Raw genomic sequence first — 20,290 nt, 5'->3', positions numbered from 1 at the left:
CCAGAGAAGGTGGACAACATCGGACTTTTGGAGACCTCACAGAACCTCCTGCTGCAAGCACTCCATGTGAAGGCGGCGGAAAGTGTCTTAATTATCTCCGATGGAACAAGACCGGAGATTTGCAACTATCTGCATCAGGCAGCACTGAGCCTCGGTGCGGAATCGATGATCTTGACGATGAAGCCGCGACAGAGAAGCGGTGAAGAACCGCCAGAAGTCGTCGCCTTCGCGATGCAGAGAGCGGACGTCGTCATTTGTCCGACAGAGCACTCGTTAACGCACACGTCCGCGCGGAAACGCGCATCTGAACAGGGTGCTCGGATTGCTACGATGCCGGGGATCACCCTCGACATGTTCGAAAACGGTCCGATGACCGCCGATTTTCACCAAGTGGCCGATCTCAGCCGACGCGTTGCGGATGTGTTGACAAAAGGGGATAGCGTTCGCATCGAAAAGGATGGGGCAATCCTGGAGTTTCAGCTGGGGACCCGAACGGGAATCGCCAGCACAGGCATGTACACCGAGAAAGGACAATCGGGGAATATGCCATCCGGCGAGGCTTATATTGCGCCACTTGAGGGGACTGCGAATGGGGAACTGATCGTCGACGGATCGATTGTCGGACTGGGCCTGCTCTCCTCACCCATCAAGCTGACGATTCGAGATGGCCTGCTTATTCGTGCCGAAGGTGAGCGTGCAGATGAGTGGCTCGACAAGCTCGGAAGTAGCCCGAGTGCTCGAAATGTCGCTGAATTTGGCATTGGCACCAACGAGAAGGCGAGGCTGACTGGCGTCATCCTCGAGGACGAAAAGGCGCTGGGGACCATTCACGTGGCGTTCGGCAGTAATGCGACATTCGGCGGAACGGTGGAAGCTGGCGTCCACTTGGATGCCGTGGTGACAAAGCCGACTGTCTATTTGGACGGGAAGCTTGTGATGCAGGATGGGGCATTGACGGTGTAGGGGCGGGATGGCGCGGGCCCGGCCGGCGGCTGGGGACCCGGCGGCGAATCCCCGGTTGCGGTGGCGGGATCGAACGGCTGGCGGGGCGGCCAGGCTGGCGGCTGGGGTGCCGGGGGCACGGACACACATAGGGCAGCATATGTGCCTTATTTCTGTATTTTCGGTAGATTTGGGTGACTTAAGACACCTGAGATGCCTTATCAACTGAAAATCTGCCCGATAAAGGCAAAAATCCGAGGATTAGTGCAGATTTGATGCCTTATTGGCCTCAAAAGTGGCCTCCGTGTCTTAATAAGACATCCCGCGCTGGGCCCCGGGGCCCCGGCGCCCCCGGCGGCGAATCCCGGGCCCCCAAGCTGCGTTCCCCAGACCTCGCGCCACCAGCACGCGGTGCCCCGAGGCCCCACATCCTGCCGTGCCCGCACTGTGTAGCGTACCACGGGCCCTGCGCGTCACTCGTCCCCGTCACCCCGGTCCCCCACTTCCCCGAATCCACCACCACAGCTGTGGAATCGCCACACTCACCCCCACACGCACACTCGACAGCTCCAAATAAATCCCTCATTACCTCACAGCCCTTGCGAATTTGTCGTTGACGAATTTACCGTCTATACGTAAAATTCAGATATGAATGACGTCATTCATACTTGAAACAAACCATTCACGCACGTTCTTCACACAACTTAGCCTTCAGCTCTCGCAATAGCGAAACGCAACGCAGCTACTTCTTGATTTCGCCTACCCCATTCAGCGGACCGTCCTCCTATGACAATGGGGCAATGGCACACATCTTAGCGTCTACACACATCCTTTCACTAGCAATATGCCTTCGCAATATGTCATGCATGATTTCGCGTTCACAAGTTACATCAGTACGTACGTGTGGTCATTTTTTAACGTCGTCACTTTTCAAAGAGGAGGAGTTTCTATGTCAGTTGGGACTCGGCCGGTGATTCGTGCGCCGCGCGGGACGGATATGTCCTGTAAGGGGTGGGAGCAGGAAGCGGCTCTGCGCATGTTGATGAACAATTTAGATCCGGACGTCGCAGAGCGCCCGCAGGATTTGGTGGTGTATGGGGGGATTGGCAAGGCGGCACGGAATTGGCCTGCGTTTGATGCGATTGTGAAATCGCTGCGGGGGTTGGAGAATGACGAGACGCTGTTGATTCAGTCGGGTAAGCCAGTCGGCATTTTTAGGACGCACGAGGATGCGCCGCGCGTGTTGTTGGCGAACTCGAATCTGGTCCCAGCTTGGGCGAATTGGGAGCATTTCCACGAGCTCGATAAAAAGGGGCTGATGATGTACGGCCAGATGACGGCTGGGAGTTGGATTTATATCGGATCGCAGGGGATTTTGCAGGGGACGTATGAGACGTTCGCGGAGGCGGCGCGGCAGCATGCAGGGGGATCCCTTGTTGGAACCTGGACGTTGACGGCGGGACTTGGCGGCATGGGCGGCGCACAACCGCTCGCTGTGACGATGAATGGCGGAGTGGCGCTCATCGCGGAGGTGGATGAGGGGCGGATTCAACGGCGGATAGACACGCGCTACTTGGATAAGCAGACCGCGAGCATGGACGAAGCGATGGCGTGGGTTCGCGAGGCGGTCGCGAATCGGCAGGCGTTGTCCATTGGTGTGCACGCGAACGCCATCGACGTGTTCGAGTGGCTGTTGGCGCGGGGGTTGGTGCCGGATTTCGTGACGGATCAGACGTCGGCGCATGACCCACTCAATGGTTATCTGCCACAAGGCATGTCGGTGGAAGAGGGGGCTCAGCTTCGGCAGCGTAACCCGGAGGAATATGTGAAGAAGTCCAAGATGAGCATGCGGCGGCACGTCGAGTTGATGCTCGCGATGAAGGAAAAGGGCGCTGTCGTCTTCGATTACGGGAACAACATTCGCCAGGTGGCGTTCAACGAGGGACTTGCGGATGCATTTGCATTCCCTGGGTTTGTCCCGGCGTACATTCGTCCACTGTTCTGTGAGGGGAAGGGACCCTTTCGGTGGGCTGCGTTGTCGGGCGATCCGGCTGACATTCACCGGACCGACGAGCTTGTGCTGGAGATGTTTCCTGAGGATGAGCACTTGCGGACGTGGATACAGAAGGCGCAGAAAGATATCGCGTTTCAGGGGTTGCCGGCGCGCATTTGTTGGCTCGGGTACGGCGCGCGCGCAAAATTGGGCCTCGCCATGAACGAATTGGTGCGCCGCGGCGAAATCAGTGCGCCGATTGTGATTGGGCGGGATCATCTGGATGCAGGATCCGTTGCATCACCCAACCGGGAAACGGAAGCGATGAAAGATGGCAGCGACGCAGTGGCTGATTGGCCGATTCTCAATGCGTTGGTCAACACGGCCGCGGGTGGCTCTTGGATTTCCGTACACCATGGCGGCGGTGTCGGGATGGGGTATTCATTGCACGCGGGGATGGTCGTGGTCGCAGATGGGTCTGACCGCGCAGAGCGCAAACTCGCCCGCGTGCTGACGACAGATCCGGGGATGGGTGTCATTCGCCACGTCGACGCAGGGTACGACCGGGCTATGGAAGTGGCAAAGGAGCGCGGCATCCGCATCCCGATGGCGGAATGAGGGCTGGTTCTTGGAAGGCGCTTGAATCGATGGCACTTGAATCGATGTCAATCGAGGAACGGGGGCGAATGGGTTGGCGCGTGTCAAACAAGTGATTCATCATATCGGTTTACTGTGGACGATGGACGACGAGTCACATTCGGATGGTCCGCGCTGTGGGGCGGACGCGATGCAGACTGTTGGCGAGATGCGTGATGCAGCCATCGCGATCGACGATGCGGGTGTGATTGTCGACGTAGGGCCGGAGAAGTCAATTGTCGATCTCGCCGACGCCAACACACAATTCATCGACGCGGAAGGTGGTTTTGTCGGGCCGGGCTTGGTTGATCCGCATACGCATCTGGTACATGGCGGATCGCGCGAGAAAGAGCTCCCGCTGCGCCTGGCTGGCGCGTCCTATCTCGATATTCTGCAGGCGGGCGGCGGCATTTTGAGTACGGTCCGCGAGACGTCGGCGTATTCGGAAGAAGCCCTGTTCGCACAAGCGAAGACGAGTCTGGCGCGCATGCAGCGATTTGGCGTCACGACGGTGGAAGCGAAGACAGGGTACAGTTCGTCGCTGGCGGTGGAGTTGAAGCAACTTCGTGTCGCACAGCGCTTGGCCGAGTGGGCTGGAATAGAGATTGTGCATACGGCGATGCCTGCGCACGCGGTTCCGAAAGCGTTGCCCCGTGGCCGGGACGCGTATATCGAGGAACTTTTGGCGATGTTGCCGGATTTGCAAGCGGCGGGAGCCGAATTTGCCGACGTGTTTGTGGAAGACGGCGTGTTCTCGGTCGATGAGGGACGGCAAATTCTACAGGCCGCCAAACGACTCGGGATGAAGGTGAAAATTCACGCGGACGAGATGGTTCCAATTGGCGGGGCGCAACTGGCTGCGGAGTTGGGGGCCACATCGGCAGACCACTTGCTCGCCTCCACCGATGAAGGTCTCTTTGCCTTGGCTGAGGCGGGGGTGATGGCCGTATGCCTACCAGGGACGTCGTTTTATCTGCAAAAACCGGCGGCTCGCGCGCGCTTTATGCTGGATGAGGCACAACTTGGCGTCGCGATTGCAAGTGACTACAATCCCGGAACGTGTCCGTCTGAGAACTTTGGCCTGACGATGAGTCTTGCCCTGCTCACGTTGAAAATGACACCCGAAGAGGTGTTTGTGGCGGCTACACGGAACGCTGCTTGTGCCCTCGGTCGGGGAGATGTAGCTGGGATCATCCGATCCGGCCGCCCCGCCGACATCGTCATCTACGCGGCGGCGAATCCGGAATACGTCCTCACGCATTTTGGCGTTTCTCATGTGCGGCAAGTTTTGGTGAAGGGGCGACCGGTTCTGTGATTTCACAAGACGTTAGTGGCAGGTTGGATGAGTGGGTGCGGGCGGGAAAAGCGGGATCGGAAGTGAATCGCACCATCAGCCTATATATTGAGGAGAATTTTGCGCAGGTCGCGTTCATGACCTCGGCGGAACTGGCGGAGCAAGTAGGCGTGAGTCAGGCGTCCATATCTCGCTTTGCACACTCGCTTGGATTTTCTGGCTTTGGCGAGTGGAGCAAAGAGATGCAGCGCATGATTCGCACGGAACTCTCTGGTCCGGATAGATTGTGGTTCGCATCGAATCCGACGCTTGCGACGGAGGATGAGACGGGCGACCGCGTGGTCTTGAGTGAGTATCTAAATTTGCAGTCTTTGAACGACATTCTTGCATCGTCTGAGTTTGAAGCACTAGTTCAAGCGATTGTCGAGGCAGAGCGAGTGATTCTCGTGGGTGCACGTGCATCCGCGACCTTGATTCCCTATCTGCACTACTTTTTGAGCAAAGTGCGAAGTGATGTCTATGCAACAGTGCCTGGTGAGACGTTGTGGGAGCGCCTGCCGATGGAAAGGACTTCCGGAACGTTGATTGTGGTCTTGGCGTTTCCGAGATATCCGCGGGTGACGGTGGAACTCGTTCGGGAATTGGAGAAACAGGGATTTGCCATTGCAGCCGTGACAGATGACGCGCATTCACCCGTAGCAGCGCATGCGAAACCGGTGGTCTGTGTCCCTGTCACGACGGTATCGCTGTTTGACTCGTATGCGACACCCATCACACTGTTTAATCTACTGATTCGGCGTGTGGCGCAAGTGACGCCGGAGGCCTCGAGAGAACGGCTTGGCCAAATTGAACACCTAGATCAGGCAACCCGGGTGTACGACTGACACCTAATCTTTAGAGGAGTGAACGGTGTGACCCAGCGAGTGCTACCGAAGTTTAATACAGAGCGATTTATGGAGCGGTTCACTGCATTTTCGGAGATAGGTCAGACCAGCGAGGGGGCGATTCACCGGCCATTCGGCAGCGACGCAGATGTCGCTGCGCGTGCATGGATCACGCGTTTGGCAGACGAGGTGGGGTTGGCTGTCACAGTGGACGCGGTCGGAAACATTTGGGGGGTACGACCGGGTGAACTGGACGCTGGGATGATTGTCATTGGATCCCACCACGATTCGGTTCCGAATGGCGGCCGTTTTGATGGACCGCTTGGGGTGTTGATGGGCATCGAGGTGATTCAATCGCTTCGCGAGCGTGGATATTCAAATCAGCATCCGCTCGGCTTCGTGTCGTTTACGGCGGAGGAGCCCAATCCTTTCGATTTATCGACACTGGGTAGCCGTAGTGTCGCTGGTCGTCTCACACAAGCGTCATTGCTCGCCGCGACGGACTGGAATGGACGACCGCTGTCTGACGCGATTGCCGCTGTTGGTGGGGACCTGCACGCGTTCCCATCTGTGCGCAAGACGGCAGACGATATCGCGGCGTTTCTCGAACTGCATATTGAGCAGGGGCAACGGTTGCTGAAACGAGGGATTCCCATTGGCGTGGTGACGGGGATTTGCGGGATTTATCGGGAGTCGGTTCGGGTGCTGGGCGAAGCGAATCACGCGGGTACGACGCAACTGCAAGATAGGCGGGATGCGCTGCTCGCGAGTAGTGAGATGTTGCTCGCGGTAGAACGTTTGTTGCACGAGTGGAATGACGACGAGTTGATTGCCACAGTTGGCCGTTTGAATGTCAGCCCGAACGCGATGAACATCATTCCGGGAGCTTGCGAATGGGGATTAGAGATTCGCGGGGGGGATATGGCCAGGGTGTACGGCTTTCGCGACGCTTGTTTTCAGGCCTTCGATGACATTGCCACGCGACGCGGGGTACAGGTTTACCACAGTGTATTGCTCAATCAGAAGCCGCAGCCGATGTCGGCTGACGTCATAAACATCCTGCAAAAATCGGCAACGGATTTGGCGATTCCTTACCTAGACCTGGCGAGCATGGCCGGACACGACGCGACGCACATCGCGAGTTTCACGCATGCCGGTATGTTGTTCGTGCCGAGCATTGGCGGCAAGAGTCACTGTAAGGAAGAGGAGTCGCGCATCGAGGATATTGCGTGTGCATTCGATGTTCTCGTCGCAGCGATGATCGCGTTGGACGGTGGCATTGGACGGTCGCTTTGATTGTAGCAGTTCGTTAAATAGAGAGTTCACGACTACAGGAGAGATGGCGCATGAAGAAATTATATCATCCGCGATATGTCGAAATGGGCAGTCAGTTTGTGGAGGGCATTGGAATTCTCGTCGACGGTGGGAACATCGCACAAGTGGGACCGGTTGCGGAGTTGGCTGCTTCACACCCGGACGCGACGTGTGTCGACTGGGGGCGTTACGCCGTGCTGCCAGGGACGGTCAACGCCCATAATCACTCGTTTCAGAGTTTGCTGCGCGGCATTGCGGCCGATGAGCCGTTTTTAGTCTGGCGAGACGAGGCGCTATATCGGTATGCGCCGTGTCTTGATGCCCAGATGATCTATAACGGTGCGTTGTTCGCCTTTGCCGAAATGATGCTCGCGGGCGTGACGACGGTTGCGGATTTCTTTTACATCCACGACAACGGAACGGAAAACGACGAAGCCGTCATCCAGGCTGCCAAGGATTTAGGGATTCGTTTCGTCATGGCTCGGACGATGTACGACTGGCCCGGTGCCCCGAAATCGTATCAGGAGCGCATCGAGGACGCCGTTCGCCGGACGCGCGAACTGGCGGTGAAGTATCAAGGCGACGCGATGGTGGCTATTCACCCAGCACCACACAGCCCACACGCGGCATCGCCAGAGATGATTCAAGCTGGACATCGGTTGGCGCAAGAACTTGGAACGCCATATCACATTCACGTGGCGGAAGAGATGTTCGAAGTCGAGGAGATTCTTCAGAATCACGCCGTCCGCCCCGTCCATTTTCTCGATAAGTTGGGCGTTTTGGACGAGTCTATGATTGCAATTCACCTCGTTTGGCTTGCGGATGACGAGATTCAGCTACTTGGTAAACGCAAGGCGTCGCTTGCGTACTGCCCGTCGAGCAACATGTTTTTGGCGGATGGCATCACGAAGATTCCAGAGTTGCTCCATTCTGGCGTGCGAATTTGCCTTGGTACGGATGGTGCTTGTAGCAACAACCGCATCAGCGTGTTCGAAGAAATGCGGATGACGTCTCTGCTTCAAAAAGTGCGGACGCTGGACGCCACTTCGATTCGGGCGACAGATACGTACGGCATGGGTACGCACGCAGCCGGAGAAATTTTGCGATTGCCCATTGGCAAACTGGAACCGGGGTACCGGGCTGATTTCGTGGCGATTGACTTGGACGATCTCTCACTTCACCCGTGCGCACCAGATTTACTTTTGGCACATGTGGTGTACTCGATGCAACCAACGGCTATTAAGCGTGTCGTGGTTGGTGGGCAGGAGGTCGTGCGTGATGGTGAATTGCAGATGGTGTCTAACGCAAGGGTGCGTAAGGCGGTCACGGAGGTACAAGAACGATTTGCGCAAGTGACGTCAGTCACGTGACGAAAAGGGGGCCATTAGGATGGCGATTGAACGCAGGACGATTGACTTTATTCCGGAAAATGAACGACACGGGAACGTAAAAAATCTATTTTCTATTTGGTTTTCCGCGAACGCCCAAATCACCACCATCGTGACAGGTGTGTTGGCAATTGAGTTAGGGCTGAATTTATGGTGGTCCATTGTCGCCATCCTCGTCGGGAACTTGTTGGGCGGCATTTTCATGGCCTACCATTCGGCGCAAGGCCCAAAGTTGGGCGTCCCCCAAATGATTCAAAGCCGCGCACAATTCGGCGTGATCGGGGCGGTATTGCCATTAGTGCTCGTCATTGTCATGTATATCGGTTTTTTCGCGAGTAGTACGATTCTAGGGGCACAGGCTCTGTCCGCAGCCCTTCACATTCCGCAAGATGTGAGTATCGTCATCGTCAACCTTCTTGCTGCTGTTCTCGTGATTGTCGGCTATGATTACATTCATCAATTTGAGAAAATTGTCGCTGTATTGTTCTTCTTGTTGTTCTTGTACTTGACCATTCGGATGCTGACGGCGCCGTTTCCCGCGCACCTTTCAAGCCCAGGTTTTTCGTTTGGGCCGTTTATCTTGGTCGTCTCCGTCATGGCCAGCTGGCAATTGACTTATGCGCCATATGTCGCGGATTATTCGCGGTACTTGCCCAAAGATACCTCGATTGCGTCGGCCTTTTGGTGGACCTATGCGGGGTCTGTCATCGGATCGAGTTGGATGATGATTTTGGGCGCCATCGCGGCGGTGATTGCGCCGAAGCAGTCTGAGGCATTGGTCGCGTACTTTGGGCATTTGTCCGGGCACGGGCTGGAGTTTGTGACCTATATTCTGATTGTCCTTGGTGTCCTTGCGATCAACACATTGAATCTGTACGGTGGCTTTATGTCTGTCATTACAACGGTTGGCGCATTCACAAATCTTCGTGTGACGACACGCGGACGACTTACCTTCATCATTATTGTCGGAATTGTCGGTACGCTTGTGAGTTTGTGGGGCCAAGGAAACTTTTTAGACAACTATTCTAACTTTATCTTGCTGCTCTTGTATTTCATGATTCCGTGGACAGCCATTAACCTTGTCGATTTCTATCTATTGCGAAAGGGCAATTACAACATCGATGCGATTTTGTCGCGAGATGGCGAGTACAGCGGGGTGAATTGGATCGCGATTGTCGCCTACGTCGTCGCCGTGCTGGTTCAGTTCCCGTTTATGAATACCACGTATCACGTCGGCGTGATCGCCAAGCACATGAATGGGGCAGACATCGCGTGGATTGTCGGGTTGTTTGTCGCGTTTGTAATCTACTACTTCCCAATGCGTGCGAAGCTCCGCAGTTCAGGTGTCAGCGAGGGCGTAGGGGTGTAAGCTAGGGAGTTGCCGAGATACGCACTTCGTGTGGCTGCGTAGCGTGGATTGCGCGCTACGCAGCCGCAGCTAGAAATGATCTTGACAATCCAATGTGCGGCAAAATAAAATGACGTTGTCACGAGCGATGAGTATCATGGTTCGTGTATCTCAGGAATTTGAAAGCGATTACAAATAAAGGAGGGAGGAACATCAATCACGTGACTTCGACGAATCGAGATTTGGATGGAGCAATCTGAGGAGACGGCATTTGTGAATTTGTTTGTTTGAAAAGCCATGGTTGCGGTCAGAGAAGACCAGTGGGACCCCCCAGTTCCCTCTGTTTTGAACAGGCTCACCTAAAATTCCCCATGAAACAAATCAGTGATCTGACGAAACGCATCTTTTCGAGCGCATCAATTCCATTCATCCCGGATTTCGACGATTAGGTGATTGAGGTCATTGACCGGGGCATGTTTTCAAGTATTTGGTGGATTTGTTAGCGAACACGGCGAAATCATGGTACGGAACTAGAGCAATGGACACAATTCCCCCCTCCCCAAGCCAGGCTATGAACTCCACTTTTTCAATTGGAAGAAAAATCTACGTGGCGGCATGAAGCATGATCAACGACCGATGCTTTGCATACACGGGAAGACGAATGCTCCACTGGCGTGCATGACGCACTAGAATCCCAGGTAGATGGAATAGTCTTCGTCTGAGCCGTCCGGCGGTCCACTGTCGCACCCCTGGTTGAAGCGCGACGTGCTTGTACAGCAGGAGTAGATTATACGCAAGTAGCTTTAGACCTTGCAGCGCTTTGTTGGCATCGAAATTCTGGCTGGAGAATCGGTCAATGGCAAATCCATATTTGGCTTCCTTGATGTGATTCTCAGCGTTACCACGAAAGTTATAGAAGTGCCATACATCCTCGCCGCTCCAGTCAAACGTTGTGGCAATCGCCTCGTATTCCCAGAGCCAATCCGCACACAGGCACTCCTGGGGGTCAATGTCTAAGCGACGCACAATCACGACCCGCCGAGGCCTGTCCCAGGATGTTGCCTGATACATGATGGAAGTAACGTCACAATGTTCCCGGTCACTCTCTGTGATGCAGTGCCAGAGGAGATTTGGCGCTTGCGCCAACTGTGCGAGTCGCTTGGTCCACTTCAGTTTGATGACGTAATCCCGCTGATCTTGCTCCAATATCTGAAACACTTTTTCTCCGGTAAACCCTTTATCCATGCGGACGGCACGAATGTTGACGCCATCCGGCAACTGGTCTTTCATCGCCTTGTAGAAATCCGCAAATCCATCTGATGTATGGGCGTCACCAGAGCGCAACTCATCATAGAGACAACAACCAGTGAGTGAATCAAACGCCAGCAAGGGATGGAAACTCGCTCGTCCGTGATGGTGTGGATTATATCCAACAGCGGACTGTTGCTGCGCGCCATAAACAGTCTCTACAGAGGAGTCGATATCGACCACGATGCCTTGTCCTTTGGGGAGAAGTGACCTTAGGATTTGTCTATGCGCCGAACGTATCGCTTTGATGCCAGCGTCGGAACCGAGCCGCTTCAGATCCTTATACAACAGAGTCGTATCAGGCAGTTTCGGCACGTCCAACTTCAGCTTCAACAGGGGATCTTGTTCGATGTCCTCAAAGTGGAAAATCCGTTCCTGACCCAGCAAGGAACCGAAAATGACGGTCAGAGCAATATCGTCCATGTGGAACTGGGTGTTTCTGCCCTTGCGTAATCCATGTACCCAAAACTCCCTGTCAATACCCGTTCCCAAAACGAAATCTATGAGACCACTTGCACCGCCAAAGGAGGTGGCGGCATTCAAATCGTAGCGAGTATGAATTGTAGAGCTTTTACGAGCAAACTGACTTCGTGTATGATTATATTGTTTCACCCAAAAGGTGCTCCTTCCTAGCGAAGATGTGGTTCTCGACAAACTCATCTTAGCCATACGGGGAGCACCTTTTCAATTATTCACACCAGTTCATGAGGACACAATCGTCGAAATCCGGGTTCATTTTTCCTGAATTTTCACTATCTGAGGGGATTCGTGTTGAGGTATGTGTGTCGTCATTAAAAATATGGAGGGCGTGCCATGGGGAAAATCGCAAAGCAGGAACAGTTCACTTATGCGCCTCGCAAGACAATATTTGGGCTTGAGAAAAACGCATTTCTTGTAACATTGACATCCTTTTTAGGGTGGACGATGGTCAATATGGACAGTTCCTTTTTTAGTAATGTCTATCCTCTGATTCAAAAGGATTTACACTTAGCTAATTGGACGGTTGGTGCAATCACTGCGTCGATGGCCGTTGCTGCGTGTTTTGCGACACTTATTGCTGGTCCCTTGTCGGACTACTTTGGGAGAAAGATGGTTTTTCAGTTTACGATTCTGTTTACGGCAGTCGGTAGTGCATTGAGTGCATTATCCGGAGGATTTGTGTCACTTCTCATCGCTCGATGTCTCACGATGGCCGGAAACGCCTCGGAGTGGATGATTGGGCAAGTCATGGTGACGGAGGGCACGCCGAGCAAGTCGCGTGGTTGGTGGACCGGCGTCGCACAAGTGGGATTTCCCGTAGGCTGGTTCCTCACTGCTGTCGTTGTTGCCCGTTTGGCACCGATATGGGGATGGCGGGGTGTCTTTTGGGCCGGGTTGGTTCCTATTTTCCTTATCTTAGTCACCCGTTTCTTCGTCAAAGAGAGTGACCGCTTTGAGGATTTAAAACAATTTAGGCAACAGGCAAAGCAGACTGAAGGCGAGAAGGCTTCCGAACATACGCAGACGGCATACTCTGTAAATAAACAGGAAGCAACACAGTTCACTTATCGGCAATTGTTTAATCCGGACTTGCGGCGGACTACCATCCTATTGTGGATTTGGCAATTCGTCTATAATTATGGGCTGTTCTGCGTTGCGTATTTTTTACCTTCCATCGCGAGCGCACATGGGTTTACTTTGTCGAACAGTTGGATGGTCAGCGCTTGGGGAACAGGGGTTGGAGCCATTGGCTATTTGGTCGCAGCGTTCTTAGGGAATATCGTTGGCCGCCGAATTGTATCCCTGATTTGGCTGTTTTTAGGTGGCGTTGCTGGGACGTTCTTCGCGTTTGGCATCCATTCCATAGACCAGATGGCGTTTTGGTGGGCCGCGTACTATTTCTTCACAGTGGGTCATATGGGCGCGTATGTGCCGTATATGCTGGAAAGTTTTCCAACCCGTGCGCGGGGTACAGGCGCGTCGTTCATCTCCTTTTCGAATTGGGTTGCGCTATTTCTAGCGGGCATCACTTCGCAGTGGATGGTTCACTCTGTAGGCGTCAATCTTGCAGCCTTCATATGGTTGGGGGTAGCGGCATGGATTGCGTTCATGTGCGGATTAGGCACGCCAAAAATCAAACCAGGCCTGGATTTAGAGGAAATTATCAACTGACGGTTGTGCAATGGGATCAAATGGATGTCGGAAAATTCATCGTTGACGGTCTAGTGAAATTCGGTTAAATTTTCTTTAGGGATTTTGGGAGCGGTTCCAAAACAGCTGGGATGAGAGGTCTGGATTGCCGATGGGAAACCAACGTGACTTAACTATCTGAGCGTTTTGCAGAATGGTCGTTTTGGGTGGAGGTGAAAAAGGAACAACACCTAGGGTAAGTAAACTAAATTCCACATACTGGTATTCTTGCGCCGTTTCTCGTCAGGTCAACTCGTTATCATTTATGCAGTCTTCTTGTGTCGTTCGATATGGTTCACAGCTAGTGCCGATGCAAGTAACACGATCGCGTTGAGGAACATGTACGTCTTTACTTTTCGAATGCCTCGGACATGGACGTCGTTCGCCGTCAAATTCGTCTTAAGTCTTGCGTTACAACGCTCTACAGCAGTTCGCTCGTTGTATAACAGCTTCCAATTCTGCGTGCCTCGGTGTGGTGCGCAGTAACGCCGAATATCTTCTGTGATCCGCTTTTTGACCACCATACCGTAGTTGGATTCGGAACATGTCGCGATTCCAAGCGGACAATCTACCTTCCCAACCGCGTGCGGGCAGCGAAACTTTAGTCGGTCACCGTCCGCACCCCAATACACCATGTCATATCCCATCGTGCAACGCGGCGTCCCGTCCGATGCGATTCCTTCAGGCGGTTCTTTTTCACCGCGCTTGTTCATCGCGATAATTGCCTGTGCACCATATTGACGAACCGTTTCATAGTTTTTGACTTGATCATATCCAGCGTCCATCATAACAAAGTCGATTTTCCAACCGTGCGTCGTCACGACATGTTCCAGCAATGGCGCCGCCATCTCACCATCAAAGACGTTCGCTGGTGTGACATCCAAAGCAACTGGCAGTTCACTCGCGGTGTCCACAGCCAAGTGGAATTTGTATCCAAACCAAGCAAGCTTGTTGCCAAAGGTATCGTATTTTGCGCCCCAGTTGGCATTGCCCGTTTCCTGGCTCTTGGACTTAGGTTGTTTTTTCTCGTAGGACTTCACGGCGGCACTATCCACAGCCAAATGGCGTCCGTTGATGATGCTCGCTTCTTTACATTGACTGACCAGGTCAATGAAGAGCTTCTCAGCGAGACCCAACTCAACAACGGCTGAAAACACGCGACTCAGTGTGGAGACCGACGGGGCTGCTTCGTCGATTCGAAACCCACACTGGTAGCGAAAGCGTATATCTCGAGCCAACCGTTCATGAAGCCTTGTGAACGTTGAGATTCCTTCAAGCGGAGCAGCCAGCAGTGCGCGCAGAATCGCTTCACGATTCATAGGCTTCGCGCCTTGGGGTGACTGTTTTCTCAATTTCGAAGCATAGGGTTGTAAATCCAAGACAGCAAAGAACAAGGGCAGACGATCGCTGGAGTCAATTTCTAGCCAGTCCTCAAAGGAAAAGAGCGATGGTTGGAGAATATACAAGTGGGACTTCCCTCCTCGAAAATTTCTTGTTTGGTCACTTGAAATCTTCTCGAAGGTTGGGGTGAAGTCCTTTTTCATGCCCTAAAAACCCTTGCCCTGCGGGAGTTTATAAATCTGCAAAACGCTCATCTATGAAATTGCCAAAGCGGCGGGGGTATCTCGTTCTACGGTTTCCAGAGTTCTAACTGGGCATCCCAATGTAAAACCGGCCACTCGCATGATGGTTGAAAAGGTGATTGAAGAACTGCACTACCGCCCCAGCTCAGTGGCACAGGGGCTGGCACGCGGACAATTGAACATGATTGGACTCTTGATTGGCGATATTCGGAACACCTTTTATGCTGAGATTGCTCGAGGCGTCGAAGATATCGCACATGAAGCGGGCTACATGGTCGTTATCTGTGACACAGACTACGACATCAAACGCGAGCAATTTTACTTTCACGGCGTCCAACAGTTTGCGTTGAGTGGCCTCATTGTGATGTCGGTGCTAGATCAACAGGAGTTGATCCCTGTACTGCAAAGCATTCGATGCCCAATTGTGATGCTGAATCGGTACGTGCGTAGTTTTGATACGGACGTCGTGCTGGTCGACAACGTCGAGGGCAGCTATCTTGCCACAAAGCATCTGATTGAGTTGGGACATCATCGAATTGGCCATCTCGCCGGATCGGCATTATCCACGGCCAGTCGAGATAGATCCTTAGGGTTCCAGCGCGCACTTGAGGATTATGGAATCGAACATGAGGACTCCGATATTCAAGAAGGAGACCTCACCATCGAGCGTGGGCGACGTTATGGTCAGTGGTGGTTGGAAGCGGATTCCCGACGCCGACCGACTGCGATTTTTGCCGCCAACGATTTGATGGCACTCGGGATTATTGACGTTCTCGCTTCACACGGGGTAAAAATCCCGGATGATGTGAGTATCGTCGGTTACGACGATTTGCCTTTGACAGGGTTGGCGCCAATTTCGCTCACCACGGTTCGACAGCCGCATTACGACATGGGTGTCACAGCAATGTCGTTCTTGAAACAGCGGATAGAGCAGAAAGTGGAACACGTACAGCGAAAAATCTTTCGGCCTGAACTTGTCGTGCGCAAGACCACAGGTCCGCAGCGTAATGCATGAATACAACAAGTTGACGGATCAAAATTTGCGCCCGTTTTTGGGAGCGGTCCCAAAAACGGGCGAGGAGATGAATTTCGATGCGAGATGTGGTGATTGTTGGTGGTGCGCGAACGGCGATTGGCACAATGGGCGGGAGTCTGCAAGACGTGCACCAGGCAGATCTCGGTGCAGTGGTATACGCCGAAGCGGTGAAACGGTCGGGGATTGCATTAGACGATGTCGACGAGATCATCGTCGGGAACGTTGGTCAAGTCGCGGAAAGCGGATTCCTGGGTCGGATGGTTTCCATCAAGGCTGGATTTCCACTGAAGACCACGGCTTATGCAGTCAATCGGCAATGTGGCTCTGGTTTGGAAGCGATTAATTCTGCCGTGCTTCAAATCCAGTCGGGCTACGCGGACGTGATGGTCGCCGGTGGGACGGAAAATATGAATCAACTCCCATACTACGTGCGAAAAGGTCGGTTTGGTTACCGCTTTGGCCATGGTCAATTGGAGGATGGGTTGCTGACCATCTTGACATACCCTCTGGGCCCCTATCCGAATGGCGTGACGGCTGAAAACCTCGCTAAGGAATATGGAATTTCGCGACAGGAGCAAGATGAATGGGCATTGCTCACCCAAAAGAGAGCCGCCAAGGCCATCGAGGCAGGGAAATTTGTCGACGAAATCGTTCCTGTGGAAGTTCGAATTGGCAAAGAAAACAAAGCGTTTTGTGTGGATGAACATCCTCGTATCGGTATTACGATGGATCGGTTGTCCCGCCTCAAGCCGGCTTTTGTTGAAGGGGGTACGGTGACGCCTGGCAATTCATCCGGTATCAATGACGGCGCGGGTGCGGTTGTCTTAATGGGGCGCGACGAGGCGCTGAAGCGCGGTTTGAAACCGCTCATGAAGGTGAAAAGTTTTGCTGTTGCGGGTTGCGATCCGGCGACGATGGGGTATGGCCCGGTGCCGGCGACGAAGCTCGCACTCAAGCGGGCTGGCTTATCTGTTCAAGATATCGACTTGATTGAGTTGAATGAGGCGTTTGCCTCGCAAACGATTGTCGGAATCCGCGAGCTTGGCTTGGATGTCGACAAAGTGAACGTCAATGGTGGCGCTATCGCGCTGGGGCATCCAGTCGGTGCGAGCGGTGGCATTTTGACGGTTAAGTTGATGTACGAAATGAAACGGCGGGATGTGCAATTCGGGCTGGTGACGATGTGTATTGGTGGGGGCCAAGGCATCGCGACGATTTTTGAAAACTGTCGATAATCGAGGGGATGACATTGCGTCCACAATTTTTGACTGGCGCGGATGCAGCAGCCTATGTAGAGGATGGGATGACCGTCTTGACGGTCGGGATGACGTTGGTTGGCGCGGCAGAAAGTGTGCTCAAGCCACTGGAGGAACGCTTTCTGCGAACTGGTCATCCACGCGATTTGACGTTGTTTCACGCGGCGGGACAGTCGGATAGACAACGAGGCATTCAGCATTTTGCACATCCGGGTATGACAAGGCGAATTATTGGGGCCCATTGGGGATTGGCGCCTACGTGGATGGAGCTCATTTCGAACGACAAGGTCGAAGCGTATTGTTTGCCACAGGGACAGATTACGCATCTGTTGCGGGATATGGGCGCTGGATTGAAAGGGCATCTATCGAAAGTTGGATTGGGCACGTTCATCGATCCGCGGCTTGAGGGCGGAAAAATGAACGCACGTACGCAAGTGCTTCCCGACCTCGTAGAACTCGTCAATTTTCAAGGAGAAGAATATCTCTATTATCACGAGGTGCCGATTGACTTGTGTCTCATTCGCGGTACCACTGCGGATGAGCACGGCAACATTACATTTGAAGACGAGGCCTTGAAGCTCGAAGTGTTGCCTGCAGTCCTTGCCACCAAACATTTTGGCGGAAAGGTCATTGTTCAGGTCAAACAGATTGCAAAGGCAGGTTCATTGCACGCAAAACAGGTCGTCATTCCCGGGGCTTTTGTCGACGTCGTTGTGGTTTCCGACAACCCAGAGACTGATCATAGGCAATCGTCTAGCTTCTATTTTGATCCCGCCTACAGTGGCGACATCCGCGTCCCGGATGGCGAGATGGAACTGACGCCATGGAGCGTTCGGAAATTAATTGGTCGGCGAGCCGCCATGCTGCTACAACGAAATGCGACGATTAATCTCGGGACCGGGATTCCTAATGATGAAATCGGCGGCATCATTGCGGAGGAGGGGCTATCGAACGACATCCTCATCACCGTCGAGTCAGGGGTTTATGGTGGCGTGCCGCTGGGCGGCGTGGATTTTGGCGTTGCAAGAAATATGGAGGCCTTATTAGAGCATTCATCTCAATTTGACTTCTACAATGGAATTGGCGTCGATTTCACGTTTATGGGTGTTGGTCAAATTGATGGCCACGGCCATGTAAACGCGACGAAGTTTTCAGGGAAATCTACCGGCGCTGGCGGATTTATTGATATCACGCAGTTTGCGAAGACAGTCGTATTCTGTACGACCTTTACCGCGAATGGCTTGCAGGTCGATTGGAATGGGCAGCGGGTGCGGATTGTTCGCGAGGGGAAATTCAAAAAATTCGTAAACCGCGTTGAGCAAGTATCGTTTAACGGAGTGCTGGCATTAGAGCGAGGACAGCGTGTCTTTGTCGTTACGGAACGCGCCGTGTTCCGTTGGACGCCTTCTGGCTGGGAGTTGATTGAAGCCGCTCCGGGTGTCGACGTGGAACGGGACATCATCGGTCAAATGGCGTTTACGCCGCGAATTTCGCCGACGCTTGCTCGAACGACTCCGCGTATTTATCAAGATCATCCGTTTGGACTACGAGACTTATTAGGAGGCGTGTAAGATGCGCTTAGATTCGAAAATCGCAGTGGTCACTGGTGCTGGTCGAGGAATTGGTCGAGCGATAGCCAGAAAACTTGCCAAGGACGGGGCAACGGTCGTCGTGTGCGACATGGTTGCTGAAAATGGCGAAGAAACGGTCAGACAAATCGTTGACGATGGTGGCGATGCGTGGTTTCAGACTTGTAATATTGCCGACGAATCTGCAGTAAAAGATTTGTTTGAGGCAGTGATGTCCCGTCACGGTAAGCTCGATATCATCGTGAATAACGCCGGGATTAATCGAGACGGCATGTTGCACAAATTGACGCATGAACAATGGGATCAGGTGATCAGCGTCAATCTGACCGGCACGTTTCACTGCGTTCAAGCCGCGGCGAAAATCATGCGGACTCAGCAATCTGGCCGGATTATCAATATCGCTTCGGCCAGTTGGCTTGGGAACATTGGTCAGGCCAACTATGCGGCGTCGAAAGCTGGGGTCGTGGGGCTGACAAAAACGGCGGCGCGAGAATTGGCGAAATTCAATGTCACCGTCAACGCAATTTGTCCAGGGTTCATCGATACAGACATGACTCGGGGCGTACCGGAGAAAGTTTGGGACGTGATGATTAGCAAGATTCCCATGGGGCGTGCTGGAAAACCGGAGGACGTTGCAAACGTCATCGCGTTCCTCGCGTCGGACGAGGCAGGATATGTGACGGCGGAAGTTATCAATGTGGGCGGTGGCATGGTGTTGTAAGGGCCTGACGTCGTCGGTGGCATAGGACGATGACGCAGGTGGCGTGTAATCACGAGATTGGAGGGAGTCGTATGTGGAAGGTCGTCGCGTTAAAAATGGGAGAACTTACGGTGGAGCAGGCGAGCATTACGTATGACCGGGGGTACGGAGCGCGCATTGATATTCCAGTATGGTCCGCGGCAATCACAGGTGGCGGATATAACATCTTGGTCGACACCGGCATTCACGACGCCACTTGGGTGACGGAAAATGTAAGCCCTTGCAGGATATCTCCCGAGGAAGAGATTGTATCCGCACTGCAGCAAGGGATGGGCTGGACGCCGGACGACGTTGATATCGTGATTAACACGCATCTTCATTACGATCACTGCGGTAACAATCACTTGTTCAAAAACGCCAAGTTTGTCGTACAAAAGCGGGAGTGGCAGGCGGCCCACCAACCTATTCCCAGCCAGCGTGGCATCTATCTCCCTCAACTATTTGATTGTGTCGACTATTTTTCTTGGCGCTTTGTCAATGGGGAAGAGGAAATCGTGGGCGGCGTCAAGGTATTTTTGACTCCCGGGCACTCGGATGGACACCAATCCGTCTTGGTGAAAACGGAGCAAGGTACATTGTGTATTTCCGGAGATGTCTCAAACTTACTCGTGAATATTCGCGAAAATATCCCTGCTGGCATTCTTACAAGCACAAAGGAGATTTTCGAGAGCATGAACCGGGTCCGCGATTTGGCGCAGTATATTCTACCAGGGCACGAGCCGACTATCCAAACGTTTCAGAGCGGGAACTTCCCAGCCATCCAAGCGGATCGGCAGTGAGGGGGAACGTG

15 protein-coding genes are annotated in these 20,290 nt (G+C 53.4%); 13 read left to right on the top strand and 2 right to left on the bottom strand.

Annotated features, from left to right (window positions below):
• The first annotated feature begins 18 nt into the window (after positions 1-18).
• From K1I37_RS17620 to K1I37_RS17590, 7 genes are all read left to right on the top strand, one after another.
• Positions 19-963, top strand: coding sequence for an aminopeptidase (locus K1I37_RS17620; RefSeq protein WP_031218745.1), 945 nt, complete (start codon positions 19-21; stop codon positions 961-963).
• A 928-nt stretch (positions 964-1,891) separates the two neighbouring features.
• Positions 1,892-3,553 (top strand): urocanate hydratase, encoded by a 1,662-nt coding sequence (gene hutU, locus K1I37_RS17615; RefSeq protein WP_021296792.1) that lies wholly within the window; start codon positions 1,892-1,894, stop codon positions 3,551-3,553.
• A 121-nt stretch (positions 3,554-3,674) separates the two neighbouring features.
• Positions 3,675-4,886 carry an imidazolonepropionase gene (gene hutI / locus K1I37_RS17610; protein ID WP_236613888.1) on the top strand — a complete coding sequence of 404 codons (1,212 nt, stop codon included), beginning with the start codon at positions 3,675-3,677 and terminating at the stop codon, positions 4,884-4,886.
• Entirely contained in the window at positions 4,883-5,749 is an 867-nt protein-coding gene (locus K1I37_RS17605) for a MurR/RpiR family transcriptional regulator (RefSeq protein ID WP_021296794.1), read from the top strand. Before hutI ends, K1I37_RS17605 begins: the two co-directional genes overlap by 4 nt.
• 27 nt (positions 5,750-5,776) lie before the next feature.
• Positions 5,777-7,045 carry a M20 family metallo-hydrolase gene (locus K1I37_RS17600; RefSeq protein ID WP_021296795.1) on the top strand — a complete coding sequence of 423 codons (1,269 nt, stop codon included), beginning with the start codon at positions 5,777-5,779 and terminating at the stop codon, positions 7,043-7,045.
• 50 nt (positions 7,046-7,095) lie between these two features.
• The gene (locus K1I37_RS17595) at positions 7,096-8,433 is read left to right on the top strand and encodes an amidohydrolase family protein (RefSeq protein WP_021296796.1); all 1,338 of its coding nucleotides are present in this window, start codon (positions 7,096-7,098) and stop codon (positions 8,431-8,433) included.
• A 19-nt stretch (positions 8,434-8,452) separates the two neighbouring features.
• Positions 8,453-9,820, top strand: coding sequence for a purine-cytosine permease family protein (locus K1I37_RS17590; protein ID WP_021296797.1), 1,368 nt, complete (start codon positions 8,453-8,455; stop codon positions 9,818-9,820).
• 582 nt (positions 9,821-10,402) lie between these two features.
• On the opposite strand, the gene K1I37_RS17585 is transcribed toward K1I37_RS17590, so the two are convergent.
• Entirely contained in the window at positions 10,403-11,719 is a 1,317-nt protein-coding gene (locus K1I37_RS17585) for an IS1380 family transposase (RefSeq protein WP_242215904.1), read from the bottom strand.
• A gap of 201 nt (positions 11,720-11,920) precedes the next feature.
• Here K1I37_RS17585 and K1I37_RS17580 point away from each other — a divergent pair, with 201 nt between their 5' ends.
• Positions 11,921-13,258, top strand: coding sequence for an MFS transporter (locus K1I37_RS17580; protein ID WP_021295552.1), 1,338 nt, complete (start codon positions 11,921-11,923; stop codon positions 13,256-13,258).
• 281 nt (positions 13,259-13,539) lie between these two features.
• Here the strand turns inward: K1I37_RS17580 and K1I37_RS17575 are convergent, their stop codons facing one another.
• The gene (locus K1I37_RS17575) at positions 13,540-14,742 is read right to left on the bottom strand and encodes a transposase (protein ID WP_242215902.1); all 1,203 of its coding nucleotides are present in this window, start codon (positions 14,740-14,742) and stop codon (positions 13,540-13,542) included.
• A gap of 112 nt (positions 14,743-14,854) precedes the next feature.
• On the opposite strand from K1I37_RS17575, the gene K1I37_RS17570 reads away from it, so the two are divergent.
• From K1I37_RS17570 to K1I37_RS17550, 5 genes are all read left to right on the top strand, one after another.
• Complete coding sequence (locus tag K1I37_RS17570) at positions 14,855-15,874, top strand: LacI family DNA-binding transcriptional regulator (RefSeq protein ID WP_322790882.1); 1,020 nt, start codon at positions 14,855-14,857, stop codon at positions 15,872-15,874.
• Positions 15,875-15,951: 77 nt separating this feature from the next.
• Positions 15,952-17,130 (top strand): thiolase family protein, encoded by a 1,179-nt coding sequence (locus K1I37_RS17565; RefSeq protein ID WP_021296883.1) that lies wholly within the window; start codon positions 15,952-15,954, stop codon positions 17,128-17,130.
• Positions 17,131-17,144: 14 nt separating this feature from the next.
• Positions 17,145-18,722: an acyl CoA:acetate/3-ketoacid CoA transferase gene (locus K1I37_RS17560; protein ID WP_021296882.1), complete on the top strand. Its 1,578-nt coding sequence runs from the start codon at positions 17,145-17,147 to the stop codon at positions 18,720-18,722.
• Position 18,723: 1 nt separating this feature from the next.
• Positions 18,724-19,461 (top strand): 3-oxoacyl-ACP reductase FabG, encoded by a 738-nt coding sequence (gene fabG / locus K1I37_RS17555; protein ID WP_021296881.1) that lies wholly within the window; start codon positions 18,724-18,726, stop codon positions 19,459-19,461.
• Positions 19,462-19,532: 71 nt separating this feature from the next.
• Positions 19,533-20,279, top strand: coding sequence for an N-acyl homoserine lactonase family protein (locus tag K1I37_RS17550; RefSeq protein ID WP_021296880.1), 747 nt, complete (start codon positions 19,533-19,535; stop codon positions 20,277-20,279).
• Positions 20,280-20,290 lie beyond the last annotated feature (11 nt).

Source organism: Alicyclobacillus acidoterrestris (assembly GCF_022674245.1).
In the GTDB taxonomy this organism is placed as follows: domain Bacteria; phylum Bacillota; class Bacilli; order Alicyclobacillales; family Alicyclobacillaceae; genus Alicyclobacillus; species Alicyclobacillus acidoterrestris.
This window is presented reverse-complemented; position numbering and strand designations above follow the sequence as displayed.

What these genes read in the sequence shown, in the direction of transcription:
- hutU (WP_021296792.1), top strand. Translation starts at nt 1,892, where the DNA reads ATGTCAGTTGGGACTCGGCCGGTGATTCGTGCGCCGCGCGGGACGGAT.
- hutI (WP_236613888.1), top strand. Translation starts at nt 3,675, where the DNA reads ATGGACGACGAGTCACATTCGGATGGTCCGCGCTGTGGGGCGGACGCG.
- K1I37_RS17595 (WP_021296796.1), top strand. Translation starts at nt 7,096, where the DNA reads ATGAAGAAATTATATCATCCGCGATATGTCGAAATGGGCAGTCAGTTT.
- K1I37_RS17590 (WP_021296797.1), top strand. Translation starts at nt 8,453, where the DNA reads ATGGCGATTGAACGCAGGACGATTGACTTTATTCCGGAAAATGAACGA.
- K1I37_RS17580 (WP_021295552.1), top strand. Translation starts at nt 11,921, where the DNA reads ATGGGGAAAATCGCAAAGCAGGAACAGTTCACTTATGCGCCTCGCAAG.
- K1I37_RS17565 (WP_021296883.1), top strand. Translation starts at nt 15,952, where the DNA reads ATGCGAGATGTGGTGATTGTTGGTGGTGCGCGAACGGCGATTGGCACA.
- fabG (WP_021296881.1), top strand. Translation starts at nt 18,724, where the DNA reads ATGCGCTTAGATTCGAAAATCGCAGTGGTCACTGGTGCTGGTCGAGGA.
- K1I37_RS17550 (WP_021296880.1), top strand. Translation starts at nt 19,533, where the DNA reads ATGTGGAAGGTCGTCGCGTTAAAAATGGGAGAACTTACGGTGGAGCAG.